The 20,616-nt window shown below is 61.2% G+C and carries 22 protein-coding genes; 5 read left to right on the forward strand and 17 right to left on the reverse strand.

The genetic code is table 11. The features are described from left to right. Positions 1-470: 470 nt before the first annotated feature. Entirely contained in the window at positions 471-1,433 is a 963-nt protein-coding gene (locus MAB_RS24420) for a gamma-glutamylcyclotransferase (RefSeq protein WP_005112688.1), read from the reverse strand. A gap of 52 nt (positions 1,434-1,485) precedes the next feature. Beyond that, on the reverse strand, positions 1,486-2,139 hold the full coding sequence (locus tag MAB_RS24425) for a type IV toxin-antitoxin system AbiEi family antitoxin domain-containing protein (protein WP_005112689.1): 654 nt from the start codon (positions 2,137-2,139) through the stop codon (positions 1,486-1,488). Positions 2,140-2,270: 131 nt separating this feature from the next. Between MAB_RS24425 and MAB_RS24430 the strand changes: the two genes are divergently transcribed. Beyond that, complete coding sequence (locus MAB_RS24430; RefSeq protein WP_005112690.1) at positions 2,271-4,808, forward strand: DEAD/DEAH box helicase; 2,538 nt, start codon at positions 2,271-2,273, stop codon at positions 4,806-4,808. 26 nt (positions 4,809-4,834) lie between these two features. Here MAB_RS24430 and MAB_RS24435 read toward each other — a convergent pair whose 3' ends face one another. From MAB_RS24435 to MAB_RS24465, 7 genes are all read right to left on the reverse strand, one after another. Continuing rightward, positions 4,835-6,403 (reverse strand): hypothetical protein, encoded by a 1,569-nt coding sequence (locus MAB_RS24435; protein WP_005112691.1) that lies wholly within the window; start codon positions 6,401-6,403, stop codon positions 4,835-4,837. Between the two features lie 113 nt (positions 6,404-6,516). Continuing rightward, the gene (locus MAB_RS24440) at positions 6,517-7,056 is read right to left on the reverse strand and encodes a hypothetical protein (RefSeq protein ID WP_005112693.1); all 540 of its coding nucleotides are present in this window, start codon (positions 7,054-7,056) and stop codon (positions 6,517-6,519) included. Positions 7,057-7,070: 14 nt separating this feature from the next. Continuing rightward, positions 7,071-8,531 (reverse strand): hypothetical protein, encoded by a 1,461-nt coding sequence (locus MAB_RS24445; protein ID WP_005112694.1) that lies wholly within the window; start codon positions 8,529-8,531, stop codon positions 7,071-7,073. A gap of 1 nt (position 8,532) precedes the next feature. Then, a complete protein-coding gene (locus MAB_RS24450; protein WP_005112695.1) occupies positions 8,533-8,856 on the reverse strand; it encodes a WXG100 family type VII secretion target in 324 nt (107 codons plus the stop codon). Then, positions 8,856-9,161, reverse strand: a complete 306-nt coding sequence (locus MAB_RS24455) for a WXG100 family type VII secretion target (protein ID WP_021268871.1) — start codon at positions 9,159-9,161, stop codon at positions 8,856-8,858. Before MAB_RS24455 ends, MAB_RS24450 begins: the two co-directional genes overlap by 1 nt. A 98-nt stretch (positions 9,162-9,259) precedes the next feature. Beyond that, on the reverse strand, positions 9,260-9,811 hold the full coding sequence (locus MAB_RS24460) for a DUF3558 domain-containing protein (RefSeq protein WP_005112697.1): 552 nt from the start codon (positions 9,809-9,811) through the stop codon (positions 9,260-9,262). Positions 9,812-9,818: 7 nt separating this feature from the next. Beyond that, positions 9,819-10,190 (reverse strand): hypothetical protein, encoded by a 372-nt coding sequence (locus MAB_RS24465; RefSeq protein WP_005112699.1) that lies wholly within the window; start codon positions 10,188-10,190, stop codon positions 9,819-9,821. Positions 10,191-10,402: 212 nt separating this feature from the next. On the opposite strand from MAB_RS24465, the gene MAB_RS24470 reads away from it, so the two are divergent. Next, on the forward strand, positions 10,403-10,849 hold the full coding sequence (locus tag MAB_RS24470) for a hypothetical protein (RefSeq protein ID WP_005112701.1): 447 nt from the start codon (positions 10,403-10,405) through the stop codon (positions 10,847-10,849). Between the two features lie 166 nt (positions 10,850-11,015). Here MAB_RS24470 and MAB_RS24475 read toward each other — a convergent pair whose 3' ends face one another. The 7 genes from MAB_RS24475 to MAB_RS24500 form a co-directional block, all read right to left on the reverse strand. Then, positions 11,016-11,396 (reverse strand): GrpB family protein, encoded by a 381-nt coding sequence (locus tag MAB_RS24475; RefSeq protein WP_094179285.1) that lies wholly within the window; start codon positions 11,394-11,396, stop codon positions 11,016-11,018. 45 nt (positions 11,397-11,441) lie between these two features. Then, positions 11,442-11,570, reverse strand: a complete 129-nt coding sequence (locus MAB_RS25330; protein WP_005112704.1) for a hypothetical protein — start codon at positions 11,568-11,570, stop codon at positions 11,442-11,444. 285 nt (positions 11,571-11,855) lie between these two features. Next, complete coding sequence (locus MAB_RS24480) at positions 11,856-13,388, reverse strand: ArnT family glycosyltransferase (protein WP_251826020.1); 1,533 nt, start codon at positions 13,386-13,388, stop codon at positions 11,856-11,858. Positions 13,389-13,564: 176 nt separating this feature from the next. Continuing rightward, positions 13,565-14,461, reverse strand: a complete 897-nt coding sequence (locus tag MAB_RS24485; RefSeq protein WP_005112706.1) for an aminoglycoside phosphotransferase family protein — start codon at positions 14,459-14,461, stop codon at positions 13,565-13,567. Between the two features lie 138 nt (positions 14,462-14,599). Further along, positions 14,600-15,193 carry a GNAT family N-acetyltransferase gene (locus tag MAB_RS24490; protein ID WP_021268867.1) on the reverse strand — a complete coding sequence of 198 codons (594 nt, stop codon included), beginning with the start codon at positions 15,191-15,193 and terminating at the stop codon, positions 14,600-14,602. 349 nt (positions 15,194-15,542) lie between these two features. Next, positions 15,543-16,736: an MFS transporter gene (locus tag MAB_RS24495; protein WP_005112709.1), complete on the reverse strand. Its 1,194-nt coding sequence runs from the start codon at positions 16,734-16,736 to the stop codon at positions 15,543-15,545. Further along, positions 16,733-18,067 (reverse strand): NAD(P)-binding domain-containing protein, encoded by a 1,335-nt coding sequence (locus tag MAB_RS24500; protein ID WP_005112710.1) that lies wholly within the window; start codon positions 18,065-18,067, stop codon positions 16,733-16,735. Before MAB_RS24500 ends, MAB_RS24495 begins: the two co-directional genes overlap by 4 nt. 67 nt (positions 18,068-18,134) lie before the next feature. On the opposite strand from MAB_RS24500, the gene MAB_RS24505 reads away from it, so the two are divergent. From MAB_RS24505 to MAB_RS24515, 3 genes are all read left to right on the forward strand, one after another. Further along, positions 18,135-18,509 carry an ArsR/SmtB family transcription factor gene (locus MAB_RS24505; RefSeq protein WP_005112711.1) on the forward strand — a complete coding sequence of 125 codons (375 nt, stop codon included), beginning with the start codon at positions 18,135-18,137 and terminating at the stop codon, positions 18,507-18,509. 180 nt (positions 18,510-18,689) lie between these two features. Further along, a complete protein-coding gene (locus MAB_RS24510) occupies positions 18,690-19,352 on the forward strand; it encodes an arsenate reductase ArsC (protein WP_005112712.1) in 663 nt (220 codons plus the stop codon). Further along, a complete protein-coding gene (locus MAB_RS24515) occupies positions 19,349-19,708 on the forward strand; it encodes a DUF3349 domain-containing protein (RefSeq protein WP_005112714.1) in 360 nt (119 codons plus the stop codon). Before MAB_RS24510 ends, MAB_RS24515 begins: the two co-directional genes overlap by 4 nt. On the opposite strand, the gene MAB_RS24520 is transcribed toward MAB_RS24515, so the two are convergent. Further along, on the reverse strand, positions 19,705-20,451 hold the full coding sequence (locus MAB_RS24520) for an arsenate reductase/protein-tyrosine-phosphatase family protein (protein WP_005112715.1): 747 nt from the start codon (positions 20,449-20,451) through the stop codon (positions 19,705-19,707). The genes MAB_RS24515 and MAB_RS24520 overlap by 4 nt on opposite strands. Positions 20,452-20,616 lie beyond the last annotated feature (165 nt).

The following is a 20,616-nucleotide window of genomic DNA, read 5'->3' on the forward strand; positions in this document are numbered from 1 at the left end:
GCCGTGCTGCTGCTTCCGAACATGCGCAAAGCCAAAGCGAATGCCCGCTAGCAGCCGCCGTGGCGTGCACGGTGCCAGGATTCCGTTTCACTCGGACAGCCCGCCGGCCCGCAGCGTTGCCCCCGATCGCGGGCAGATATTGGATGCGAGTTCCCAAGTGCAATATCCAGATTCATGCGACAACGGTTCATAGAGGCTCGGATTGTTGACGTGGCGGCGAGGACAAGATGGACGTCTTTGCTTTCGTGCATCCGACAGCTATGAGCTATCTGCAGGGGTGTCAGCGCGCCAGATGTTGTGGGCAATCACGGCCCGGCCCAGTGCTAGAACCGTACGGAAGTCATCGCCGCTACTCATTTCGCCTCTGCTTGACGGTCCTGGACGCCTCTCGGCTTCTGATGTGCAGGTAGGCAGACCACTGATACACACGGACGTTGTGTCGAAGTCGATTCGGTTACGTGGTGGCCGGTTCAGTTGTCTGGCGGGGCGTTGAATTCGGTTTTGATTCGCCAATCGCGGATGCTGTCGGTGGGATCGGCGTGCATCCAGGTGTCGCTGATGGAGGGGATGGCGGCCTGCAGGTAGATGCGCAGTACGTCGTGCAGGTCGATCAGTGCGGTGCGAACAAGTTCTGCTTCGAGGGAGGCGCTCTTGCCGCGGTGCACCAGGTTGCTGCGGATCTGATAGGCCCAGTTGGCGAATTGATCGGCTTTATTCAGATTTACGCGCTCGCGTGGATTGTCTGCTCGATAGACAGCTCGGCGCGGGATCGGCACGCCAGCAGATTGCACCGCGGACATGAATTGCGGTTGTCGGCCAAGAATGTTCACTTTCGTAGTGGGGCCGGCGTTGGGTGCGAGCCGGAATGCAATGCGCTCCAGGATTGAGCAGGCCAGCATGTACGCCGCCTGTAGCCGGTAGAAACGCAGCCAGTGCACCGGTTCGTAGAGGGCTTGTCCTCCTTGAAAGGCTGCGCGTCCATCGTTTCTGAGTGTGTCGGTCACTGCAGCCAGACCGTAGGTCAGAAGCGGATCTTGCGTGCTGGTCCATGGTTCGTAGAGCACATCGCCGCCGCCGCGGTCAGGTGTGAGCCAGCCAGCTGCTACCAACGTGTTGGCTTTAAGTCTTGACGGTTCAATGCAAGTAACCTTTGCCCACTGGTAATAGGCCGTGGGTTCGAGCTCTCCAACCGCACGGTAACCAGGGGCCGACAACGTCAAAAGGTGACCGCGAATGTGTCCGCGAGAACCCAAGTCGGCCAACGGCACTCCATCTCGCACCCACAAATGTCCGGTCACCGTCGCGGGCCGCGAATCACTGACCCACGGGGAGATCAACAGATGGCCGAGTTCACCTGGTTTGAGGTTCCCGTATACGAACAGCGGCAGGTTCGTCTCAAGCGGTGACCCGAGCCCGCTTGCGTCAGTACTCAACCGTTGTCTCCATTCCGGCTGTCAAATACGTCGTACCCGTTGATTACTTCTATCAGTGCCTGCCCGCCGACGTCAGCAATCGCAGTGCTAACTCGGTTCCGTTGCGGGCATTCCATGTATTGGCGTGCCGGTCCAGGCGTGCGTGAATGTCGTCGACATCTGCCAGGCCGCGATGCAGGGCATCTTCGATCGCTATGCCCAGATGGGAACCGTCGATGTGGGCGGCAGCCAAATCTTCAATCACCCGAGGCGCGGTAGCCACCGGAAGGCCCTCAACAAGTTGCCAATCTGCGTCGCACTCCCCGACGGGCTGCCGATGGGCCAGTACGCGCGCTGAGCGCACGTTGATTCGCCGGGGGCCACTCAAATGCAGGATGTCGTGACTCACGATCGTACCCAGGTCAAGGATTTCTGCGGCCGATTGATGGCTGATCACCACGTCGGGATCGCCGCGGCGCTCACCGACGTCGGCAGCTGGCCGCAACGCAAGCCATTGGGCCGCCCAGTCCTCATACGGGTACTTATCGGCCGATTCATCCGTAAAGGCGTAGACGCCGTGACGGGCGCGCCACAGCTGTCCTGCGTCGGCCATGCGGGACAGCTCATAGCGCCGCACCCGAAGTGCGCGGGCCTGGTGGGCGGTGAATAACCCGAACTGATTGGCCGCGATCTGGCGCAGCCGTTCCCACCGCCCGTCGGGCTGCATGCAGCGATAGTAGCAATGCGCTGGCCGGGGCAAAAATGCAAGACATAGGCTCACTGACGCCGAGGTAAACTCCGATGCGGAGCTGGGCAGCCCGAGAGGCGCGGAGGCCGGCGGGGAGGAGTGCTGGGACTATGCCGCTCGATCTTGGCCGTATCAACCCGGGGAAGCGTGCACACCTGCTGGAGCCACGCGACATCTTCGCTGCACTGCCGGATAAGCGCTGGCCCCGACTGCGGGCAGAGCAGGGTGAAGTGCTCAAGGCGTGGTTTGCTCGCCGCACCGAGCGTGACTTGGTCATCAAACAGAACACTGGCGGCGGTAAAACGTTGGTGGGACTGTTGATCGGCCAGTCCAGTCTCAACGAGGGGATCGGACCCGTCATCTACTTGGTGCCCGACCGGTACCTGATCACACAGGTTGTGGACACAGCGGAAGCAGTGGGGATCGCGGTGACCACTGACGTCGATGAAGAACTGTTCCGTGCTGGGCGGGCAATTTGCGTGGCCACATTCGACAAGTTGGTTAATGGCCGCACTGTGTTCGGTGTGCGTGGACGCCGCGAAATCACTCCACTGGGAACCGTCATCGTCGATGACGCGCACGCAGCATTGAGTGCAGCACGCCAGCAGTTTCGCCCAACGCTGTCAGCGAACTCTGAGGGTTATGCGAAGCTGTTAGGCCTGTTCGCAGCCGACCTCCAGCGCCAGAGTCAGCGGGGATATGCCGACTTAGCGGCGGGCGATCGCGGAACACCGCTACGAGTGCCGCCCAAGGCGGTCGTAGAGCGCACAGCTGAGGTGATGGCCATTTTGCGGCCGTTGGGCGAGGATCACGCGGTCAAGTCGATGTTCTTCGGTTGGCCGCTGATTTCCGAGGATCTAGCGCTAGCTACGATCACCTTCACGTCGCGTTCGGTGGAGATCAAGACTCCTTGTCCCCGAATCGATTTGATTGCGGCGTTCGCCGATGCCACACGGAGGGTGTATTTGACCGCGACCCTGGCCGATGAGGGAGTTTTGGTCACTGAGCTGGGGGCTGATGCCCGTAGTGTCCGAAAACCGATCACTCCTGATCGCGCGTCGGATCTTGGGGACCGCCTGATTTTGGCCCCCCAGTCGATCAATCCCGACGTTGACGAGAAGTTGGTGCGACAACTTGTTCGTGATTTCGCTGACGGCGACCGTAACGGCGACGGCACCCTTGAAGCAGACCCGGTCAATGTCGTGGTCTTGGTCCCCGGGACCGAACGGGCCAAACTGTGGGATCAGTTCGCCAATCACACCCTAAACGTGAACACCATGGGCCCGGTGATCGAGCAGATGACCAATGGTGAGCACGTCGGTGTGGTCGTTTTGATCAACAAATACGACGGTGTCGACCTTCCTGACGGAGCATGCCGACTATTGATCATCGATGGCGTTCCCACTCCGCTCTCGGGCAGCGAGCAGCGTGAAGCAGCAGCGCTGACCGGGTCGTTGACTTTTGAGTCCAGGAAGGTTCAACGGCTTGAGCAGGGCATGGGTCGAGGTATCCGGGATCTACAGGACTATTGCGCGGTGCTGGTTTTGACGCGTGAGGCTTCCTTGACGCTGCGCGATCCGAAACGCCTGCAATTCTATTCACCGGTTACTCGTGCGCAGATTGAGCTCAGCCAGCAGGTCGCCGATCAAATTGCCGCAGAAGGCCTGGAAGAAATCCGCAATGTGCTGGACATCTTTCTTGAGCGTGAAGAATCCTGGGTGTCAGTAAGCCGTGCCGCGGTCGCTGATGTCGAGTACAAGCATGACGGGGCTGTCGATGCCCACACTGAGGCGCGCAGACAAGCCTTCGACAAGGCCGTCGCCGGCGACCTGAGCACTGCGGTGCAGCTACTTCGTTCGGGTATCGACACCCTTACCGACGAGCTTGAAACGGGTTGGGCGATGGAGGAACTGGCGGGTTATCAACAACATGTTGATCCGGCCGGCAGTCAGAAGACTCTCGTCGGTGCCCGACTCCGTAACCCAGGTGCGCTCAAGGCCGAGGTGCCCCCTGAGCCTAGACGAACGAAAGGACCCGCCCAGCAAGCTGAAGCCGCCGCCACGTACCTCGGCGCGCAGTACGACGATCCGGTTGCACTGCGCCTGAGCGTAGGCAGTTTGTTCGACAACATCGTGTGGGCGGTGCCGGAAACGCATGATCTGGCGGAGGATCAGTTCCGCTTGCTTGGACTGCATCTCGGTTTCGCGTCGAGCCGCCCTGATCGGGAAGAGAACGACGGCGGCCCAGACGTTCTCTGGGGTCTGTCGCCGGAAGCCAACGCCGTCATCGAGTTGAAGACTGAAATCACGCGGAAAGATCCGGTCATCCACAAACTTGATGAAGCCGGCCAACTACTAACCTCATTGGAGTGGGATGCTAGACGCAATCCCGGCGCCACCAGTCGAATACCGGTGATCGTGCATCCCAGCGCGGTGCTTAGTCCCAATGCCAGCTTGCCCCCGCATACTCGTGTCATCACCAAGCAGGATTTGGCCGATCTTCGGGTCGACGTCGAGAATTTCGTGAAGGATCTTGTGGCCGTTGGCCGGTGGTCACATCCGGCTACCGTTCGTGAAGCGTTGGTGCGCAACCGGTTGACCGCCGCGACCGTGATTTCGGCGCATAGCACCGCTATATCGACCTCCTGACGGGAGGACCTGACAACTGCCGGCAGCTACCTGCCTAAGCCTGCGCTTGTGTCCAGCAGGAAGGACCACACGACCGCCAACGCGGTGTAAGGCTCGTCGGTGTTCAGATCCGCTGATTGTCCCTCGGACTTGAGTCCGTAAGGCCGGCGGTGGTACACCGGATCGTCTCGGTACAAGTAGACATCCGGGCCCAGCCACATCCGACCACCCGGATCAAACCTACCGCTGATACTCACGTTCAACCCTTCAAATCTCAGCGTCCATTCTTGAATGAGGGAAAACTGCTCATCCAGAGAAGCGATCACCGTACGGCCCGTCGGGCCACGCAACTGAAAACTACTTGGCGCAGAAAAGCCCTCGGTCTGTTCCGACAGGGGATGTACCGTGATGTGCTCCCATCGACAGATCTCCTCGGTGTACAGCCACACGTACGCGTCATAGCCGTCGTCGAAACGCTGTTCTGCGGCTTGCGAACTAGCGCTCTCGGTCTGAGTGAGGATGGTCAGTCCATCATCGGTGAGCTCGGCAGCCAGCGGAACCCGAAGTAGTCGATCCTCCATGATATCGGTGTCGTACAAGGTGATTAGGCTTCCATCGTCGTCGATTACGCGTCCATCAACGCGCAGATCAGTCAGCAGGCGGACCGCGAATCGGACCGTGCGGGTGTTTTCGCCATTGTTGTCCACCTCGATGTCGCGTACGTCGATGATCTTGATGGGTGGATCGATTTGAACGTAGGGGTCCACGAGCTGTTCGATGTGCTCTTGGATTCGTGGATGGATGTCATCACCGGGATCGATGTTGTCCGTTTCGAACCACACTGGCGGCGCCGCGTGATTCCGAGAATTACCCAGCGAACTTCCTATTAGCGTCAGCTGCAGGACTGTACAGATCGTCTTCAACACCGTGACCTGATCGCCGTCCGCTATCGGTGTGATCGGAAAGACATTGCCGAACAATGAGTTCAGCCTTCCGGTCCAGCACCGGATCTCAAGACCAAGTGCTCGTCCCGCGGCGCGCACATCGGCGCCGTTCTTCGTCAGGAAGATGATTTTGCGGTGGTCACCATCGAGATGGACGAGTGCATCACGTACCCATGATGAGTCCACTGCCCCCGTCCTGATTCCCTTTTCGACCCGGCCTGGCCCGGTACCCAGAATCTGGTCGCGAACGGCCGCAACCGCCGCTGCTCCGTTCATCGGCAACACCACTACATTGGGTATCCGCTCGCACCGCTGCTGTAGTCCAGCGGCAACCTCGGCAGCGTCTCGGCCTAGATTGTCATCACCAAACCACCGAAGCAGACCAGCATTTCGCAGTCGGGTCTGTGCCCGACGCAAGTCACTCAGGAGCCCCATCGTGTGTACGGCCCACTCAAGCACCACCTGCTGTGGGATCCACAGTTGTACCCCGCGATGCGCCAGGCCCTTCGCGAACTGAGTTACCTTCTCAACGTGGAAATGTCCGCTGTCGAAATAGGATGTGTCCAGAACCACGGCAACGGCGTGTTCGAAGGGGCTGTCAGCAAGCTCCACGATGCCGATCTTGTCACTTCGCCTGGCGAAGGGAAGCTGTTCTTTGCCGATTTCACCCACCCTCCCCATCGCGGCGACCGACGTGGCCGGACAGTCCGTGCAAAGCTTAATGCTGCACGTATTATTCGGAACGACACGTCTGTTGGCCCAAGAATCGACCGCTGAGCTATGGCTTAGTCGTTCTCGCGCAAGGTGCCACGGTATGTGCGTTCGGGACGGCCAGCTTCAACCCAGGCTAGGTAGTCTCGCTGCGCGTATGGGTACTGGCCGGCCAGCTCTGATCCGTTGCGTCGGTTAAGGGCTGCCTGTACGGATTCCATCGGTTTGAGCAGAGTTTCCCAGAACGGGAGATCGACGACGGGCGTATTGTCATCGGCGCCGGCGCCTGCCTTTGGAAGTGCAGCCCATGTGCCTTCAAAAGCGATCCGGTAGGTCTCTCCGATGTAATAGACGTACCTCATCGTGGTATGAACGTGCTGTTCGTCCAAGGCGTCACGGAAGTTGTCATACAGCGACAGCAGTTTGTTCTCGACTACAGCGAGGCTTTCCTCGGTGTACATGATGCCGGCCACTTCGGGGCAATCTTCGACGGGGAATTCGATGGCCATTATGGCCTGCTGCCTGTCGAGCCATGACCGAAACAGCTTGTTTTCTTGCGCCCTGCGAAATTCTTTCGTCAGCTGAATCGGAATATAATCGTGAGTAGCGCCCATCGAACATTCCTCCTCTAAAATTCGATCCGATTGACGATGAAGCGGCCCGGGAATGCTTTTTGCATTTGCGCTAGCCAGTCTTCTTCGGCCTTGGTGTATTGATGGTTCGCATTGATGTTGTAGGTGACCGTCCATCGGGTTCGTTCCAGGACTTCCCTGTCGGTCACCATCTGGTCGGAGTCGAGCTTACCCTTCTTGTGCTCTGCCACCTGCTGAAGGTCTGGGTTGCCCCAGTCCCAGTGCCTGCCCGGAAGCGGTACCTTGTCGTAGTCCTCTTTTTTGCTTCCGAATTGAGGGGTCCAGCCTTCGCCTTTGTCGTATCCCATGACGTCGGCGGCGAGTTTGTCGAATGCGTCGCCGTCGGCCTGGTTTTGTCTAATGCGGTCGTAATAGTCGCTCCAGGTATCGATATCCATATCGCCGCCGCGCAATAAGTATCTCTGCCAAGCCATCCACTTTTCAAGTTTGAAGTATCGAATGGTCTTTTTGAAGGTTCCGTCGGGCTGTAGTTCATAGCTTTCTGCCGGAAACTGTGTTGTCTGATCGAGGAGGCCCTGCATTGTGGGATTTAGGGCGGTCACGAACGTGCGCATGCTGGCGACCACGGGTTCCAGCGCGCGAATCAGACCGTTGATTTCTTTGCCGGTTTCGCCAACTTCGCGAGCAGTCAGCCGTCCGCCCACTTGAACGGCTTTCTTCCCGGCAATTCGTGTTCCCACGACGGTGGCGACGCCAATCAGCCCGATGATCAACACCAGGTCATCGATTGCTTTGGCGCTGGCCTCACGGAACGCATGTATCGCGGTGCCGAAAGTCGATGTAAACGAGGCCATCTGCATGGCGTCACCCGCGATGGCATTCGCGGGTTCGTTGAGCTTCATGATCGCGTCGTAGAACGGCATCGCATCGGTCATCGATGGGTCGGGGCGATGAATTTTGGCGATCCATTCACTGCCCGATCGGTTGATGGCGTTCCCGAGCGCGGTCCACGCCGGAGCCATGCGGCCCAATTTCTCGTAATCGCCGTTGGGACAAGGCTCACCCACGGCATCCACCAGACCAGGGATGAAGTCATCCAACCCAGGGCCGTTGTCGCCGACAGCCGACGGTGGCGTGTTCGCGACCGACGACGATATGGGCGGTTTCGGGGGCGCGGAATTGGGGCCCGGATATCCGCGCCGGCCTGCTTCCCATTCGGCGAACTGATGGTTAACGCCCGCTTGGTGAACTTTCTGCGCCATGCTGGACCAGGCGCTGACCAACGATGCGGCCCCGTGTAGCACGGTTTTAGCCGACGCATCGTACGGCGTGCCCCATCCCGAGCCTTTGGCGTCGTTGCCTGCCATTTTCTGGCTGTACAACAGCCCGCCGTCGCCGGTCGCCGTGGAAACAGCTCCGGCAAGGCTCGATGCAGCTTGGCCAAGGCAGGCCGCCGTGTAGAAGAACCAGTCAGGTTCGACCGTCACCTTGGGCACGTCAAGAACCCTGCCCGAGCATGGCAATGTTGGTCGCAATCACCTTCCGATACGTCTGCGAAGCCGTGTTCGCCCAGGACGCCATATCAGATGCATTCTCACGCAGTTCTTTTAGCTTCTCTAGCCAGTCGCGGTGCCGAGCCTGATAAGCGTCATTGGCCTCGCCTGACCAGACCGTCGAGTCAGACAGCTCGGAGATGACTTTCTCCACGGTCGCGAGGCTTTCCGCGGCAAGCGTGACCCATCGCTTGACGTCCGCCTCTAGCTGATCAAGCTCATCAGCATCAAACGTGTACCGCCCCGACGGATCCTGGCTGCGCGGCATTACTGGCCCCCCAGCCGCGAGGCGTTGATCGCTTCTTGCTGCAGGAACTGAGTGACATTCCCCCGAACTCTGCTCTCAATCTCCTTGGCATCACCTACGATCCGCGATGCCGCCTCGCGGAACTCCTGCCAACTCTCCTCATACAGCTTCGCCGAATCACCCGTCCACGACACCCCCACGACGCCCTCGACATTGCTGACAAGTTGCCTCAACGACTCCTCAAGATCCCGCGCCACCGTGCCGAGTCGATCTACATTCGGAATCACCGCATCGACCGACAGGTGCATAGAATTACCCCCGCTCATGGCTCACCTCTCTGCCCAGAATCCGCCAACACCTAAGTACGACGGCCATAGCGCAGATTCGGTTCCACCGAATCCGCAGGCAATCTGCCAAACAGAGGTCAGGCCGGGAAATACGGCAAGAATGCATCCAGGTGCGCGCGGGCCGCGGTCAAGCAATCCGGGAAATCGCCGAACGTACCCATTGCGCTGGACGCGTTGACTCCGTAGGTGCCTGTGGTTGCCTCGACATCTATGGCGCAGGCCGTGGGGTCGTTCTTGTAAATCAGGAAGCTCAACGCGCGCCGACCGTTGATGTCGAACTCTTTGAAGTCGCCGTGGAAGTCGACTTTCTTGTCCATCTCCAGGGTGTAGTTCGAGGCCACCGCGCTAACTCCGTAACGCGCCTGCGCCAGGTACCCGCACCGGTTGTTCTCGATATCCCCGTCAGCAGACCTATCGGGTTTCGGAGGAAGACGGTCCAGCTTCTGTTGGGCGATCACGCTTGCCGGGATCTGCGAGCACGGATCAAAAGTGATCTTGGCCCTGCCCGCGGTATTGGTGGCGACCGCCGATGTAGAGGTGCTCGTACTCGTGGATGCATCTTGCGGCTGGATACGCGAGTGGCTACAGGACACCGTCAACGCCGCAGTCAACGCCAAGACCGGTAGCACCCATGAATTAGTGGCCATCGCCTGGCTTGAATTTGCGCGCGTTGTCCTCTTCCATCTGCCGGTAGGCAGCGCGGGACGCCAAGAACAGCGACTTGAATTCGTCCACCCGCTCCATATGCGACTTGAACGTGGCAGCCGCGCTGTTATCTGGAGCTGCTGCCTTCTCCTGAAACTTGCGCGCGAGCGCCGCGCCCGAGGAGAGGTGATCCTCGGAGAACCCCAACGGATGGTGGCCCAGGCTCTTCGCATCGTTGTACAACCGCTCCAACTGATCCCGGTACACATCGCATGCCTTGATGAGCTCGCTGAACGCTTCGTCATCCATGTGCAACGCCAACTGGCCAGCATTCGCGTTCTTGATCAGATCCTCGATACCCACGATTCCCTCCCATGCCCTGGCGAACTACCGAGCACGCTACACCCAGCGGGCAGCTACCAGCAGAGTTAGACATTTTGGAACAGGCAAGTAATGCTGACTAACGCCCCAGTTCGGCGGCCATCGAATCGGCAGCTCGCCAGTAGCACCGCCAACGGCCTCAGCACTCCACTAGATCTTGATTCAAAACGAATCACGGAGGGGATTGGCTCGTCTTGGACATCGATGTGCCTACCGCCCAGCGTCAGCTCACCATTGCAGCTGCGCATCAACGCCTCTGCCGTCGTGAACTTGAACGTGCCATCTACCGCGCGGCCCGCCACGCCGGGCTCACACAACGACAGATCAGTGACATCGTGGGCAGCTACTCCCAGGCCACTATTCAAAGGATCATTCGTCGGATGGCACTGGATCCCTCCCTTTTAGAAGAGTCGCCCACCGACACCGTCGACCGACGGGCAGCGGGCCTCATCACCGACGAGGAGATGATGAACAAGCTACTGCACCGTAATTACGGCTTTGGGGCCGCCGTGCGTATCGACGGCGTGGTGACCGACGCCTATGCGCGCGGAACCTGGGATGACATCGAAATGGCTTACTACCAGCGACTACTCACCGATGATGAGTCCCACACATTGGCCGACTACCCCCTGAGAACCTGATGGCGACCAGCCACGACGACCAGCCGTAACAGCACCTCCGGCCTGTTCTCGAAATCGGATGAAACAGCCAAAGCGCAACGATCAGCCCCGCCCGCCCACGACACCGCGCTACTGAACTAAGTGGGATCAGCGGTCGGTCGGACCCCTGGAAACCGCTGCGGAACAGTCAGTTGTCGTGCGCGTGGCGAGTGAGAACCTCGTTGATAAACAGCTGTTTGCCTGCGGTGTAGGCCTCGCGATCGTGACGGTGATGCTTGGCCAGTTGGATTTTCAGATCCGCGTAGGTGCGAACAAGGTCCGGGTCGATACGCAGCGCGTCCCTGAAAGCGAGCTGTTGGTGCCATCTGGCACTGTCGTTCGTCAGCAGGTGTAGATGAGCCGTTCGGCGACCATCAACAACTTTGACGAAGAACCGGCGATCGAGCCGACGATCCAGATATGTTGGAACGTAACACCATTGGTGTGGGGCAAGCTTAGCGGCGATGGCATTAGCCACTTCTAGGTTCGTGACAAGTGCTTGGAGGTCAATGATCGGTTTGGCGGCCAGCCCAGGAACAGCGGTTGAGCCGACATGCTCAACTCCCTCGGCGAGTCACGGAGCCAGAAGCGCGCGCAGCCGGCAGCGTTCCTTCGCACCGTGCATGGCCCAAGCCGGGTCATAGCCGACGATCTCAACGTCCTCGGTGGCCCAATTTGGCCACAAGACTGAATCTTCGCTCATGAGTTTGACTTTCCCTCACCTAGCATCGCGATAGCAGGTCGTAGTTGCGCGCTACTGGCGACTCGCATTTTCGAGATCGATAGCTATGTTTGTTCCGTGATCTGCTGGATGGCCGCAGCGACTGCGGCAGGTTCCTCGCGTTGGAGGGTGTGAGGTCGCCGGTGGGCGGCACTTGTCCAGGATCCAGGCGATATCTCAGCTTCCAGCAGTCGCGACGAGGCTAATTCGTGCAAATTAGCATCACTCAATGGGCTTGGAATGCTCGCACATCGCTAGATGAACGGTTCATGAGATCTTGCCTCCAAATGTAGTTAGAGGGTTTGCATTATTGGCCACATTGTTGACCAGGGTTGTATCGGTCCGGTGCATTTCCAGATTGTGATGTCGCGTGTGACTTGTGGCATGCCCAGGCGTACACCGAATTTCGCCGCCGCCACGACAGTGGTGAATCGGGCTTGCAGATCGGCTTTGGTGCTGCCGACCCATAAAACAGTCTCGGCGTTGTCGGGTGGGGCACCGAAGTATCCGAAGCCGCGCTTGGGACTGAAGATCGCAGGAAGACCAGCCGCGGACTGGTAGTAGTCGAGGGCGCTGGCTTGGATGTAGCGTTCGGTGATGATGACCGCGCTGCGGCGCTGCTCGGCCGGTAGCTCTTGGTAGATGCTGGTTACCGTCGCCGTCAATTCCGGCCAGCCGAACTCGCCGTAGGCCTGACTGGCCAGTCCTGCAGCGAAATCGGTGGCGGGAGCAAGTTGGGAAGCCGGTCGCCACGGGGTTGCCCAGATCACGAATGCTGCGACCGACACCACCGCCACGGGGTACGGCGGCAATTGTGACCCAGCGGCTGCGTAACGCTGTCAGTTCGACGGCTCCTGCTGCGATCACTGCCGCGTAGATGCCGGCGCCGTATTGGATGCGCCCGCCGGTGACCGCGAAGATCACCACCACGATCAGAAACGTCAAGCCTAGAAACCTGTACGGCTGCAGTCGCGGTGACCGCCATAGCTGCCACGCCCCATATACCAACAACACGGCACCGAGCACCCCGCACATTTGCACGGCTCGCGGAATGAAGGTCGCCGGACCGAACAACATGCTGGTCTGGCCACGAATCACCGCGCCCATCGCTGCCTGCGGCCACCCATGCTGGCTCTGCCAAATCAGCATCGGGATCGCTGATAGTGCCACCGCGACCGCGCTGAACCACAGGGTGGGGCGACGCAGCAACTCTCTGGGTCCCAAGCATCCCACGGCGATCAGCGTTGCGATCCAAAAGATCGGGATAAGCCACTTCACCTGCAGCGCAGCCATAGTCACCAGCCCGGCCACAAGCAGCAATCCATCGCGGCGGGTCCGCACCCAACGCACCACAAGCCACGACAGCAGCGCCCACATTGCGGTGTCGATGATGTTGGTGGTCAACGTGCCTGCCTCGCCCAATATGCCGAACGCCGTACTGCAGGCCACCGCAGCAAGAACCTGCGCGCTGCGACCGCCACCGAACTCACGTGCGATGAGCGCACTGACCGTCACGACCACAAGAACGGCAATGATTCCCTGAATGCGCAGCGCAACAAATGATCCCGGAAACACCCAGTCCACACCGCGGGCAAGCAGCGGCACCAACGGACCCTGATCGGCGTAGCTGAACGAGGGCCGCTTGCCCGCCGCGATGAAATACAGCTCGTCGTAGTAATAGCCATACCGTGTGGCCGACAACACCGCCACAACCCCAGCCACAACAACCACCAATGCGACCGCACCCGCCGCGAACGGCGGACAATCGCTGGACGTCTTCTCGACAACAGACTCAGGCACGCCCCCAACAGTAAAAGCAGAAACCGCCAACGTCTTGTCCGTACCCGGCAATCAGTCACCCATGACTACACCGTGACCGAACCTCTCCTCGCCACGGTCACAGCGTGTGATCGAGGCACCGCCCGACGTGAACTTCAGCTAATAGACCCGCACCTGCGATTTGTACACGCCCTCAATCAGGACGAGTCAGCAAGGAGCCGATCAAGAGTGCGCCGACCGACCCTGCTCATGGCCGGGTTGCTGTTGGCGTAATACCAGACCAGTCCCATCGCCTGCTGAAACGCCCACGCCCGGCCTCGCTGCCACTGAAGCTCATCAGGACGCAGACTCTCACGAAACACCTTGCGGGCAGCAGCATCAAGAAGATGCCAAGCACCCACTAGATCCAGTGCGGGATCGGCTGGACCGAGCCCGCCAGCATCGAGGACACCCGCCAAACGCCCCTCGCCAGACACGAGCATATTCCCCGGAATCAAGTCACGATGACTGGTGACGTCAACATCAGACCCGCGCGGCAATTCACGCATCTGCGCCCACACCTGACGCAATCGCGGCACATCAAGAAGCCCGGCGCTGCGCTCAAAACACATCTGCATCCACTCGTCATGAAGAGCGATCACACCGCCGCGACCAGGGCCCTCGAAATTCTTTCCGCCGGTCGAGATCATGCGCACTCCGGCAACGAATTCAGCCAAGTCCCGCGCAAACCCCGCCGAATCGCCTGGATCGCGGCCGGTCGCTACGACGCCAGGCAGCCAGGTTTGCACAGACCACGGCAACCCATAACCCGGCCCCGGGGAACCGATCGCTACCGGCTCCGGCGTGGGAAACCGCGTGCGCCCAACCAGTTTCGCCGCAGCGTCTGACTCGGCCTGCAGCTGCTGCAATACCGCACCGGGATCTTCGCCTTGCAACGGAAACCGCGCCGCGAACTGACTACCGATGCGGAAAATCGCGTTGACCGTTCCCACGCTCTGAACAGGCCTAATCGGCTGAACTCGCCACTGAGGAAACTGAGCATCGATCAAACCCCGCACCACCGATGATGTGATCCTCACCTGACCGGCATGCATATCCACAGCCCGCAGCATTCGCCCGATCCCCCCATCCCGCAAGTTAATAACCGTGGCCCGGTGGATCAGGTGCTTGCTGACCCCGAGGGCAGCGAGTTCGGTATCGTCCACGACACCTGGGCCTGATGCTGGCGGTAACTATTGGTGACTGGCTTTGACCCATACCATGCCGATACCCGACTCTGCTGGGGTACATACCGGTCGCTCATACCGCTCAACTAGCCTGTATCCCAAGCGTTTCGGAACCGCTACACTGCGCACATTAGCGATATCGCAGCGAATCTCAACGCGATCCACACCAGGTAGGGCCAACGCGGCCTCGGTTAACGCCGCCACACAGCGGGTGATGAGGCCTTGGCCGGTGTGCGCCACATGGCACCAGTAGCCAATCTCCAGTGCGCCTGGGCCTACGCAGTCGTGTAACCCGAGACCACCCAAAACGGCCTCGCGAGCATCGAAGATGCCGTAGTTACAGTCACCACTCGAAGTGGGCCATCCCCTGGCGGCTGAGTCGATAAACGCCTGCGCGCCTTCGATGGTCATCGGTTCGGCCAGCCATCTCATCCACGGATGCAGATGCCCGTACGAGCTAGTGACCGCTTCATGCATTGCGGACACATCACCGACTCGCCAGCGCCTCATCACGAACTCGTCAGCAACGATCCGTTCCTGCGGCACAGCGTGTGAGAACGGCCCCGAACTGTCCGGGACCCCGTTTTGCTTATCGCTCATTGCCCACCTCAGCACCGTAAGCCGGCAACCCGCTACACCGTTGTCTGGCGGGTGCCCCCTCTCGACCTAAAACTTCCACCACTTTCCACTTCTTATCTGTAATGGTTCTGCCGCTGTATACGACTGTTACTCAAGGATGTTCGATAGGGCGTATTGGGCTTGGTCAACAGTGTTATCTGTAATGGTGTTCCCGATGGCGGATCGGGCGGATGTGAATGCGGCTTGCTGTCGGTGATAACACTCGAGTGGCTATGAGTCGTCGATGGAGTCCAGGCATTGGTGCGGTAGGCGGACACCATGATCATGGTGGTGACGGATGGCAGTGCGTTCTGAGATTCGTCGGTGATGATTACTGGGATGGGTTTGTGGCGGTAGCCGCTGCAGCGCCGATGATCCCGGCGACTCCTAGCGCCACGAACATGGCGGGATACCCGTGCAGGAGTTGGGCTAGCGCTGCACCTGTGAAAGGGGCGAGCGCCGTGGTGAGCATGATCGGCGCGGTGAGAAGTCCACTGAGGTGCCCGTAATGGGTGCTGCCCCATCGTTCGGTGATGGCGGTTGCTTGCAGAAGGGTCATGATTCCGCGCGCCATTCCGGCGGCGACGGCGACGGCGATTAACGATACGGCAGAAGCGAAGACCCCTAGTAGTGCAGTGGTAGCGGCTACTACCCCCATGATCAGCAAGGTGCGGGGCACGACCGAGATACATTGCGCCAATGCAGGATACCCGAAGCGCCCGATCACCTGTCCTACTCCGCCCAGGGCGAGAGCGGTGGCTGCAACGGTGCCGTCCAGGCCACGCTGGTTCATCAGCGGGACCAGGTTCACGATGACTGCATAGGAGGCACATGAGGCCAGGGCGAACGCGATGATCAGGGAAATAAACGGTCTGCTTCGTGCGATTCGGGTTGGCGATTCAGCCAGATGCGTCGCCGGTAGCGAAGGCCAGGGTCGGCGCAGCCCAATGATGTGCGCGGGGACCGTGATTATCGTCAGTAGCACGGCCAAGGCCAGATATGTTGTGCGCCAATCCATGTGTGATGCCAAGACGGCGGTCAGCGGGACAAACACTGTGCTGGCCAGTCCCGCAACGAGGGTCAGAACCATTAGTGCGCGCACCGCACCCGGTCCGTACCAGCGGGTCAGTGCGGCGAAGGCGGGCGGGTAGAACACCGCGGCCATCGCGATCCCGGCCATGAGCCATGCGGCGAGGAACCAGCCGTAATTCGGTGCCATCGCCACCCCGATTAACGCTGCAGGGCCCCATAGTGATCCGGCTGTCATGAGCCAACGTGGGCCGTGCCGGTCCAGCCAGCGGCCCACCCCGATACCAGCCGCCGCCGCGACCACCAGTGCGGCCGAAAAGGCCGCCGTTACCGCCGGTGCGGACCACCCGGTGTCGGCAGTGATGCGCGGCGCCAACACTGGGAAGGCGTAGTAGAGCACGCCCCAGCTGGTGATCTCGGTGAGACACAGCGTGATCAGTACGCCGCGCAGCCCAGTGATCGAGTGCGGCTGCGCGTGCACCGCGGCGGTGCTCATTGTTGGGGCGGCCGGGCCCCGATGGTCAATGGTTCGGGACTGGAGGCTACGCCGCAGCAGCCGCCGGCGCCTTGACTGTCGGGGTCATCGAAGAGTCCCGCGCCCCCGCAGACACCGGTGTCGGGAAGAACCAGCTCGACGCGGCGGGCCCCCTCGTGGTCCCCGGCCAGTTCGGCGGCGACGCTGCGGACTTGTTCGTAGCCGGTCATCGCCAAAAATGTTGGGGCACGGCCATAGGACTTCATACCGACCACGAAGAAGTCAGGTTCGGGATGAGCCAGCTCGGTGACCCCGTGCGGGGAAATACTGCCGCACGAATGTTGGTTCGGGTCGATCTCGGGTGCCAGTCGTACCGGTGCCTGCAGGATGGGATCGAGTTCCAGGCGAATCTCGGACAGGAACGACAGGTCGGGACGGAACCCGGTCAGCGCCACCACGTGATCTGCGGGGGCCAGCGTACGGCCGTCCTCGGCGACGAGCACAACCTGATCTGCGGTGGCCTCGATCTGTTCGGTTCGGAAACCGGTCACCAGAGACGCCAGGCCGTCATCAACAGCCTGTTTGGCCCGTATCCCCAACGCGCCGCGCTGCGGTAGTTCATCGGCGGTGCCGCCACCGAAGGTGTCGCTGCTGATGCCGCGGCGCAGCACCCACGTCAAGGTCGTGGCGGGATCACGGCGCACCACCTGGGCAAGTTCGATGACCGCTGTCATCGCCGAGTGCCCACTGCCCACCACCACGATGTGACGTCCTGCCCACTGCCGCAACAGTTCAGGTGCCGGAGGAATGTAGGTCAGCACACCGGCTGCGGCAGCCGCCTGTTCGCCTGCGGCCGCAAGACCGTCAGCACCAACGGGATTGGGGCTACGCCAGGTGCCGGAGGCGTCAATGACCGCGCGGGCCAGCAGGCGCTGCTGGCGGCCCTGGCCGTCGACGGTGTGGATGACGAAGGGCTGCTCTGCGCGCCCGGAACTGACGAGGCGGTCGCGGCCGCGCCGTGAAACCCCGGTGACGGCAGTGCTGTAGCGCACCCGATCGCCCAGAGCGACCGCCAGCGGACCCAGGTAGAGCTGCACCCAGTCCTGCCCAGTCGGATACCCGTCCTCAGGGGCGCTCCAGTCTTGCGCGGTCAGCAGTCGCGCCGCGGCGCCGTCGACCAGTTCTGGCCATGGCGAGAACGTGCGCACATGTCCCCACTCGGCCACCGCAGCGGCCGGGCCCGCGCCTGCTTCGAGCACCAGCGGCTCCACACCCCGCTCTAACAGGTGCGCAGCGGCGGCCAGCCCCTGCGGGCCGGCGCCAATGACCACAACGGGAAGATCCGAAGACATCGCCACTCCTCACATCGATCAACATCAATACATCGACAATGCTCGATACATCGATGTTTGTCAATGTGTGTGTCATGATGGATTGGTGAGCAGTCCAGCGATACCCCTAGCCCCGGCCGGGGCGCAGGCGTGCTGCTCGCCGCTTTCCGGCGGAATCCTCGATAGCGCAAGCGCGGAGCGGATCGCGCAGATCTTCAAGGCGCTGGCCGATCCTGCTCGCGTCAAGCTGATTTCACTGATCGCCGCCGCCGAGGGCGGGCAAGCCTGCCTGTGCGATTTGACCGCGCCGGTTGGGCTCTCTCAGCCTACGGTCTCTCATCACATGAAGATGCTTGTGGACACCGGCCTCGTACACCGGGAGCAGCGCGGCAAGTGGGCCTACTACCGGCTTGACGCCGCGGCGTTCGGCCAGCTGGCCCAGCTCATCACCCCGCCGTCCTGAGCCCGTCCCTTTCCCGCCGGACACACCATGTCGACGTTCGGCGTCCCTGCATGCCCCGCACCACCGATCCCCGGACTCACGTTTCCCACTAGATACCTCAATACTTATTGATATATATTTGGTGCGGGTTGTTCCTGACCCATTGGACCCGTACATGCAGGTTGGGAAGGGAGCGATTTTGTGACTGGACAGGCATCGACCGAGCCGCGGCAGGAACTGACTCTGGATCAGGTTCATGCCCTCAAAACGGCCGCGACACGACTGCAGCAGGAGTTCGAGGGCACCTTCGGCACCGAGACGATTGAGCGGTTTCTGCAGTCCTCGTATGGCCAGTTCGCGGGCCGGGCGTCGGTATCGCGGTTCCTGCCGCTGCTGGCTGAACGGTTCGCCCGCCAGCGGCTGCGGGCGCTGGCCCGGGTGGAGGGCAAATCTGCCGATGGCCGTCCCACGGTGCTGTTCTTGTGCATTCACAATGCGGGCCGCTCCCAGATGGCGCTGGGGTTCTTCCAGGCGGTGGCCGGGGATTCGGCGGTGGCCTGGTCGGGCGGCTCCGAGCCGGGCACTGAGGTCAACGCGATTGCCATCGCGGCGATGGCCGAACGGGGTATCGATATTTCCGGTGAGTACCCCAAGCCGTGGACCGATGAGGTGGTCCAGGCCGCCGACGTCGTGGTGACCATGGGGTGCGGTGATGCCTGCCCGGTGTTTCCGGGCCGGCGCTATCTGGACTGGACCCTCGATGACCCCACGGGGCTCGATGTTGAAGGCCTGCGCCCGATCCGCGACGAGATCGAGCGACGGGTCCGGCATCTCGTCGATGAGCTGCTCGGCGCCCGGCAGTGATCGCCTGGGCGCGGGCCGCGCATGCCGCCGGGCACCTGCTGTCATCGTCGCCGCACAGCACCGGACCCGAGCATCGGCATTGGCTGCGCCGTGCTGTTGCCGCTGCGGCGGCGTGGGTGCGGGGCGGATATGACCAGGACGCGCCCCGGTGGGGCTTTTCGCCCCTGATCGCCCTGAACGGGCCGGTGAGCTTGACCGGCGGGCAGCTCGATCAGGTCGTGCGGAACTTTCGCACCTGCGGCAACACTCACCCCGATCCGGTGGATGTGCGGGTAGCGATCTGCACGGTCACCGGCACACTGCCGAGCCCGTCCCAGGTTGCTGCGGTCCTGCACGCCCTGGGCGGGCAGCCCTAGCTGGCCTGCGCCGGGATCAGCCGCGGCGCGAGTCTGCCGATCCGGCTGTCGATGTCGGTCATGACCTCATCGAATACCGCCGTGCCCCCGTCCGGTACCGGGTCCTGGATCGCCCAGTGGCTGCGGGTGATGATCGCCGGCAGTTCCTCATGGGCGTTGTCGCACACCACGATCAGGTAATCGCTGGCCTGCAGCACATCATCGAGGCGCCGCGGCGCCGCGGCTGCCAGCTCCAAACCGTGCCGTCGTGCGGTTTCGATGGCCTCAGGATGAATCCTGCGTGCGGGGCGGGTTCCGGCTGATTCGGCAGGGATCGGACTTTGTGCCCGCCAGGCGGCGGCCGCCAGCTGCGAGCGCGCCGAGTTCTGGGTGCATACGAACACCACGCGGCTCACGCTGGTCGGCGAGGTCGTGCACATGCTGTCGAGCACTTGCGGGATGAGCCGCAGATACCAGCGGCGACGGTCACCTTCGGAGCGGCGTTTGTGCACCACCCCGGCGCTCTGCAGGACCCCGAGATGATGAGCCAGCAGGTTCGACGACGGTATCGAGAGCCGGGCCTGCAGCTCGGTCGGCGAGGCATCCCCGATACTCAGGGCCTCAACAATCGCAAGGCGGGTGGGGTCGGCCAGCGCGGCGTGCACCGCCACACGGGCCAGCAAGCCCTGATCCGGCGGCGTACCTTCCTCAACACCCTCGGTAGCCATTGAGTCAATGGTCAGCACATTGACCTCTGCTGTCAATCGGACACCACCCGATGACGCCCGTTCGGCGTGCGGATCAGGTTGTGACGGCGGGTACCGCTGCGGTTTCGCCGCTGTTCACCGGGCCGCTGCGGGGTGTTCTCGGGGCATGTTTACCGTCACCCTCACACGATTAATAACTCAGCGTATATTGAGCCAAATTCG

The organism is Mycobacteroides abscessus ATCC 19977 (assembly GCF_000069185.1).
GTDB classification, from domain to species: domain Bacteria; phylum Actinomycetota; class Actinomycetes; order Mycobacteriales; family Mycobacteriaceae; genus Mycobacterium; species Mycobacterium abscessus.

What these genes read in the sequence shown, in the direction of transcription:
- MAB_RS24495 (WP_005112709.1), bottom strand. Translation starts at nt 16,736, where the DNA reads ATGAGCACCGCCGCGGTGCACGCGCAGCCGCACTCGATCACTGGGCTG.
- MAB_RS24440 (WP_005112693.1), bottom strand. Translation starts at nt 7,056, where the DNA reads ATGGGCGCTACTCACGATTATATTCCGATTCAGCTGACGAAAGAATTT.
- MAB_RS24430 (WP_005112690.1), top strand. Translation starts at nt 2,271, where the DNA reads ATGCCGCTCGATCTTGGCCGTATCAACCCGGGGAAGCGTGCACACCTG.
- MAB_RS24450 (WP_005112695.1), bottom strand. Translation starts at nt 8,856, where the DNA reads ATGCCGCGCAGCCAGGATCCGTCGGGGCGGTACACGTTTGATGCTGAT.
- MAB_RS24455 (WP_021268871.1), bottom strand. Translation starts at nt 9,161, where the DNA reads ATGAGCGGGGGTAATTCTATGCACCTGTCGGTCGATGCGGTGATTCCG.
- MAB_RS24500 (WP_005112710.1), bottom strand. Translation starts at nt 18,067, where the DNA reads ATGTCTTCGGATCTTCCCGTTGTGGTCATTGGCGCCGGCCCGCAGGGG.
- MAB_RS24425 (WP_005112689.1), bottom strand. Translation starts at nt 2,139, where the DNA reads ATGCAGCCCGACGGGCGGTGGGAACGGCTGCGCCAGATCGCGGCCAAT.
- MAB_RS25330 (WP_005112704.1), bottom strand. Translation starts at nt 11,570, where the DNA reads ATGAGCGAAGATTCAGTCTTGTGGCCAAATTGGGCCACCGAGGACGTT.
- MAB_RS24490 (WP_021268867.1), bottom strand. Translation starts at nt 15,193, where the DNA reads ATGAGCGATAAGCAAAACGGGGTCCCGGACAGTTCGGGGCCGTTCTCA.
- MAB_RS24485 (WP_005112706.1), bottom strand. Translation starts at nt 14,461, where the DNA reads ATGCATGCCGGTCAGGTGAGGATCACATCATCGGTGGTGCGGGGTTTG.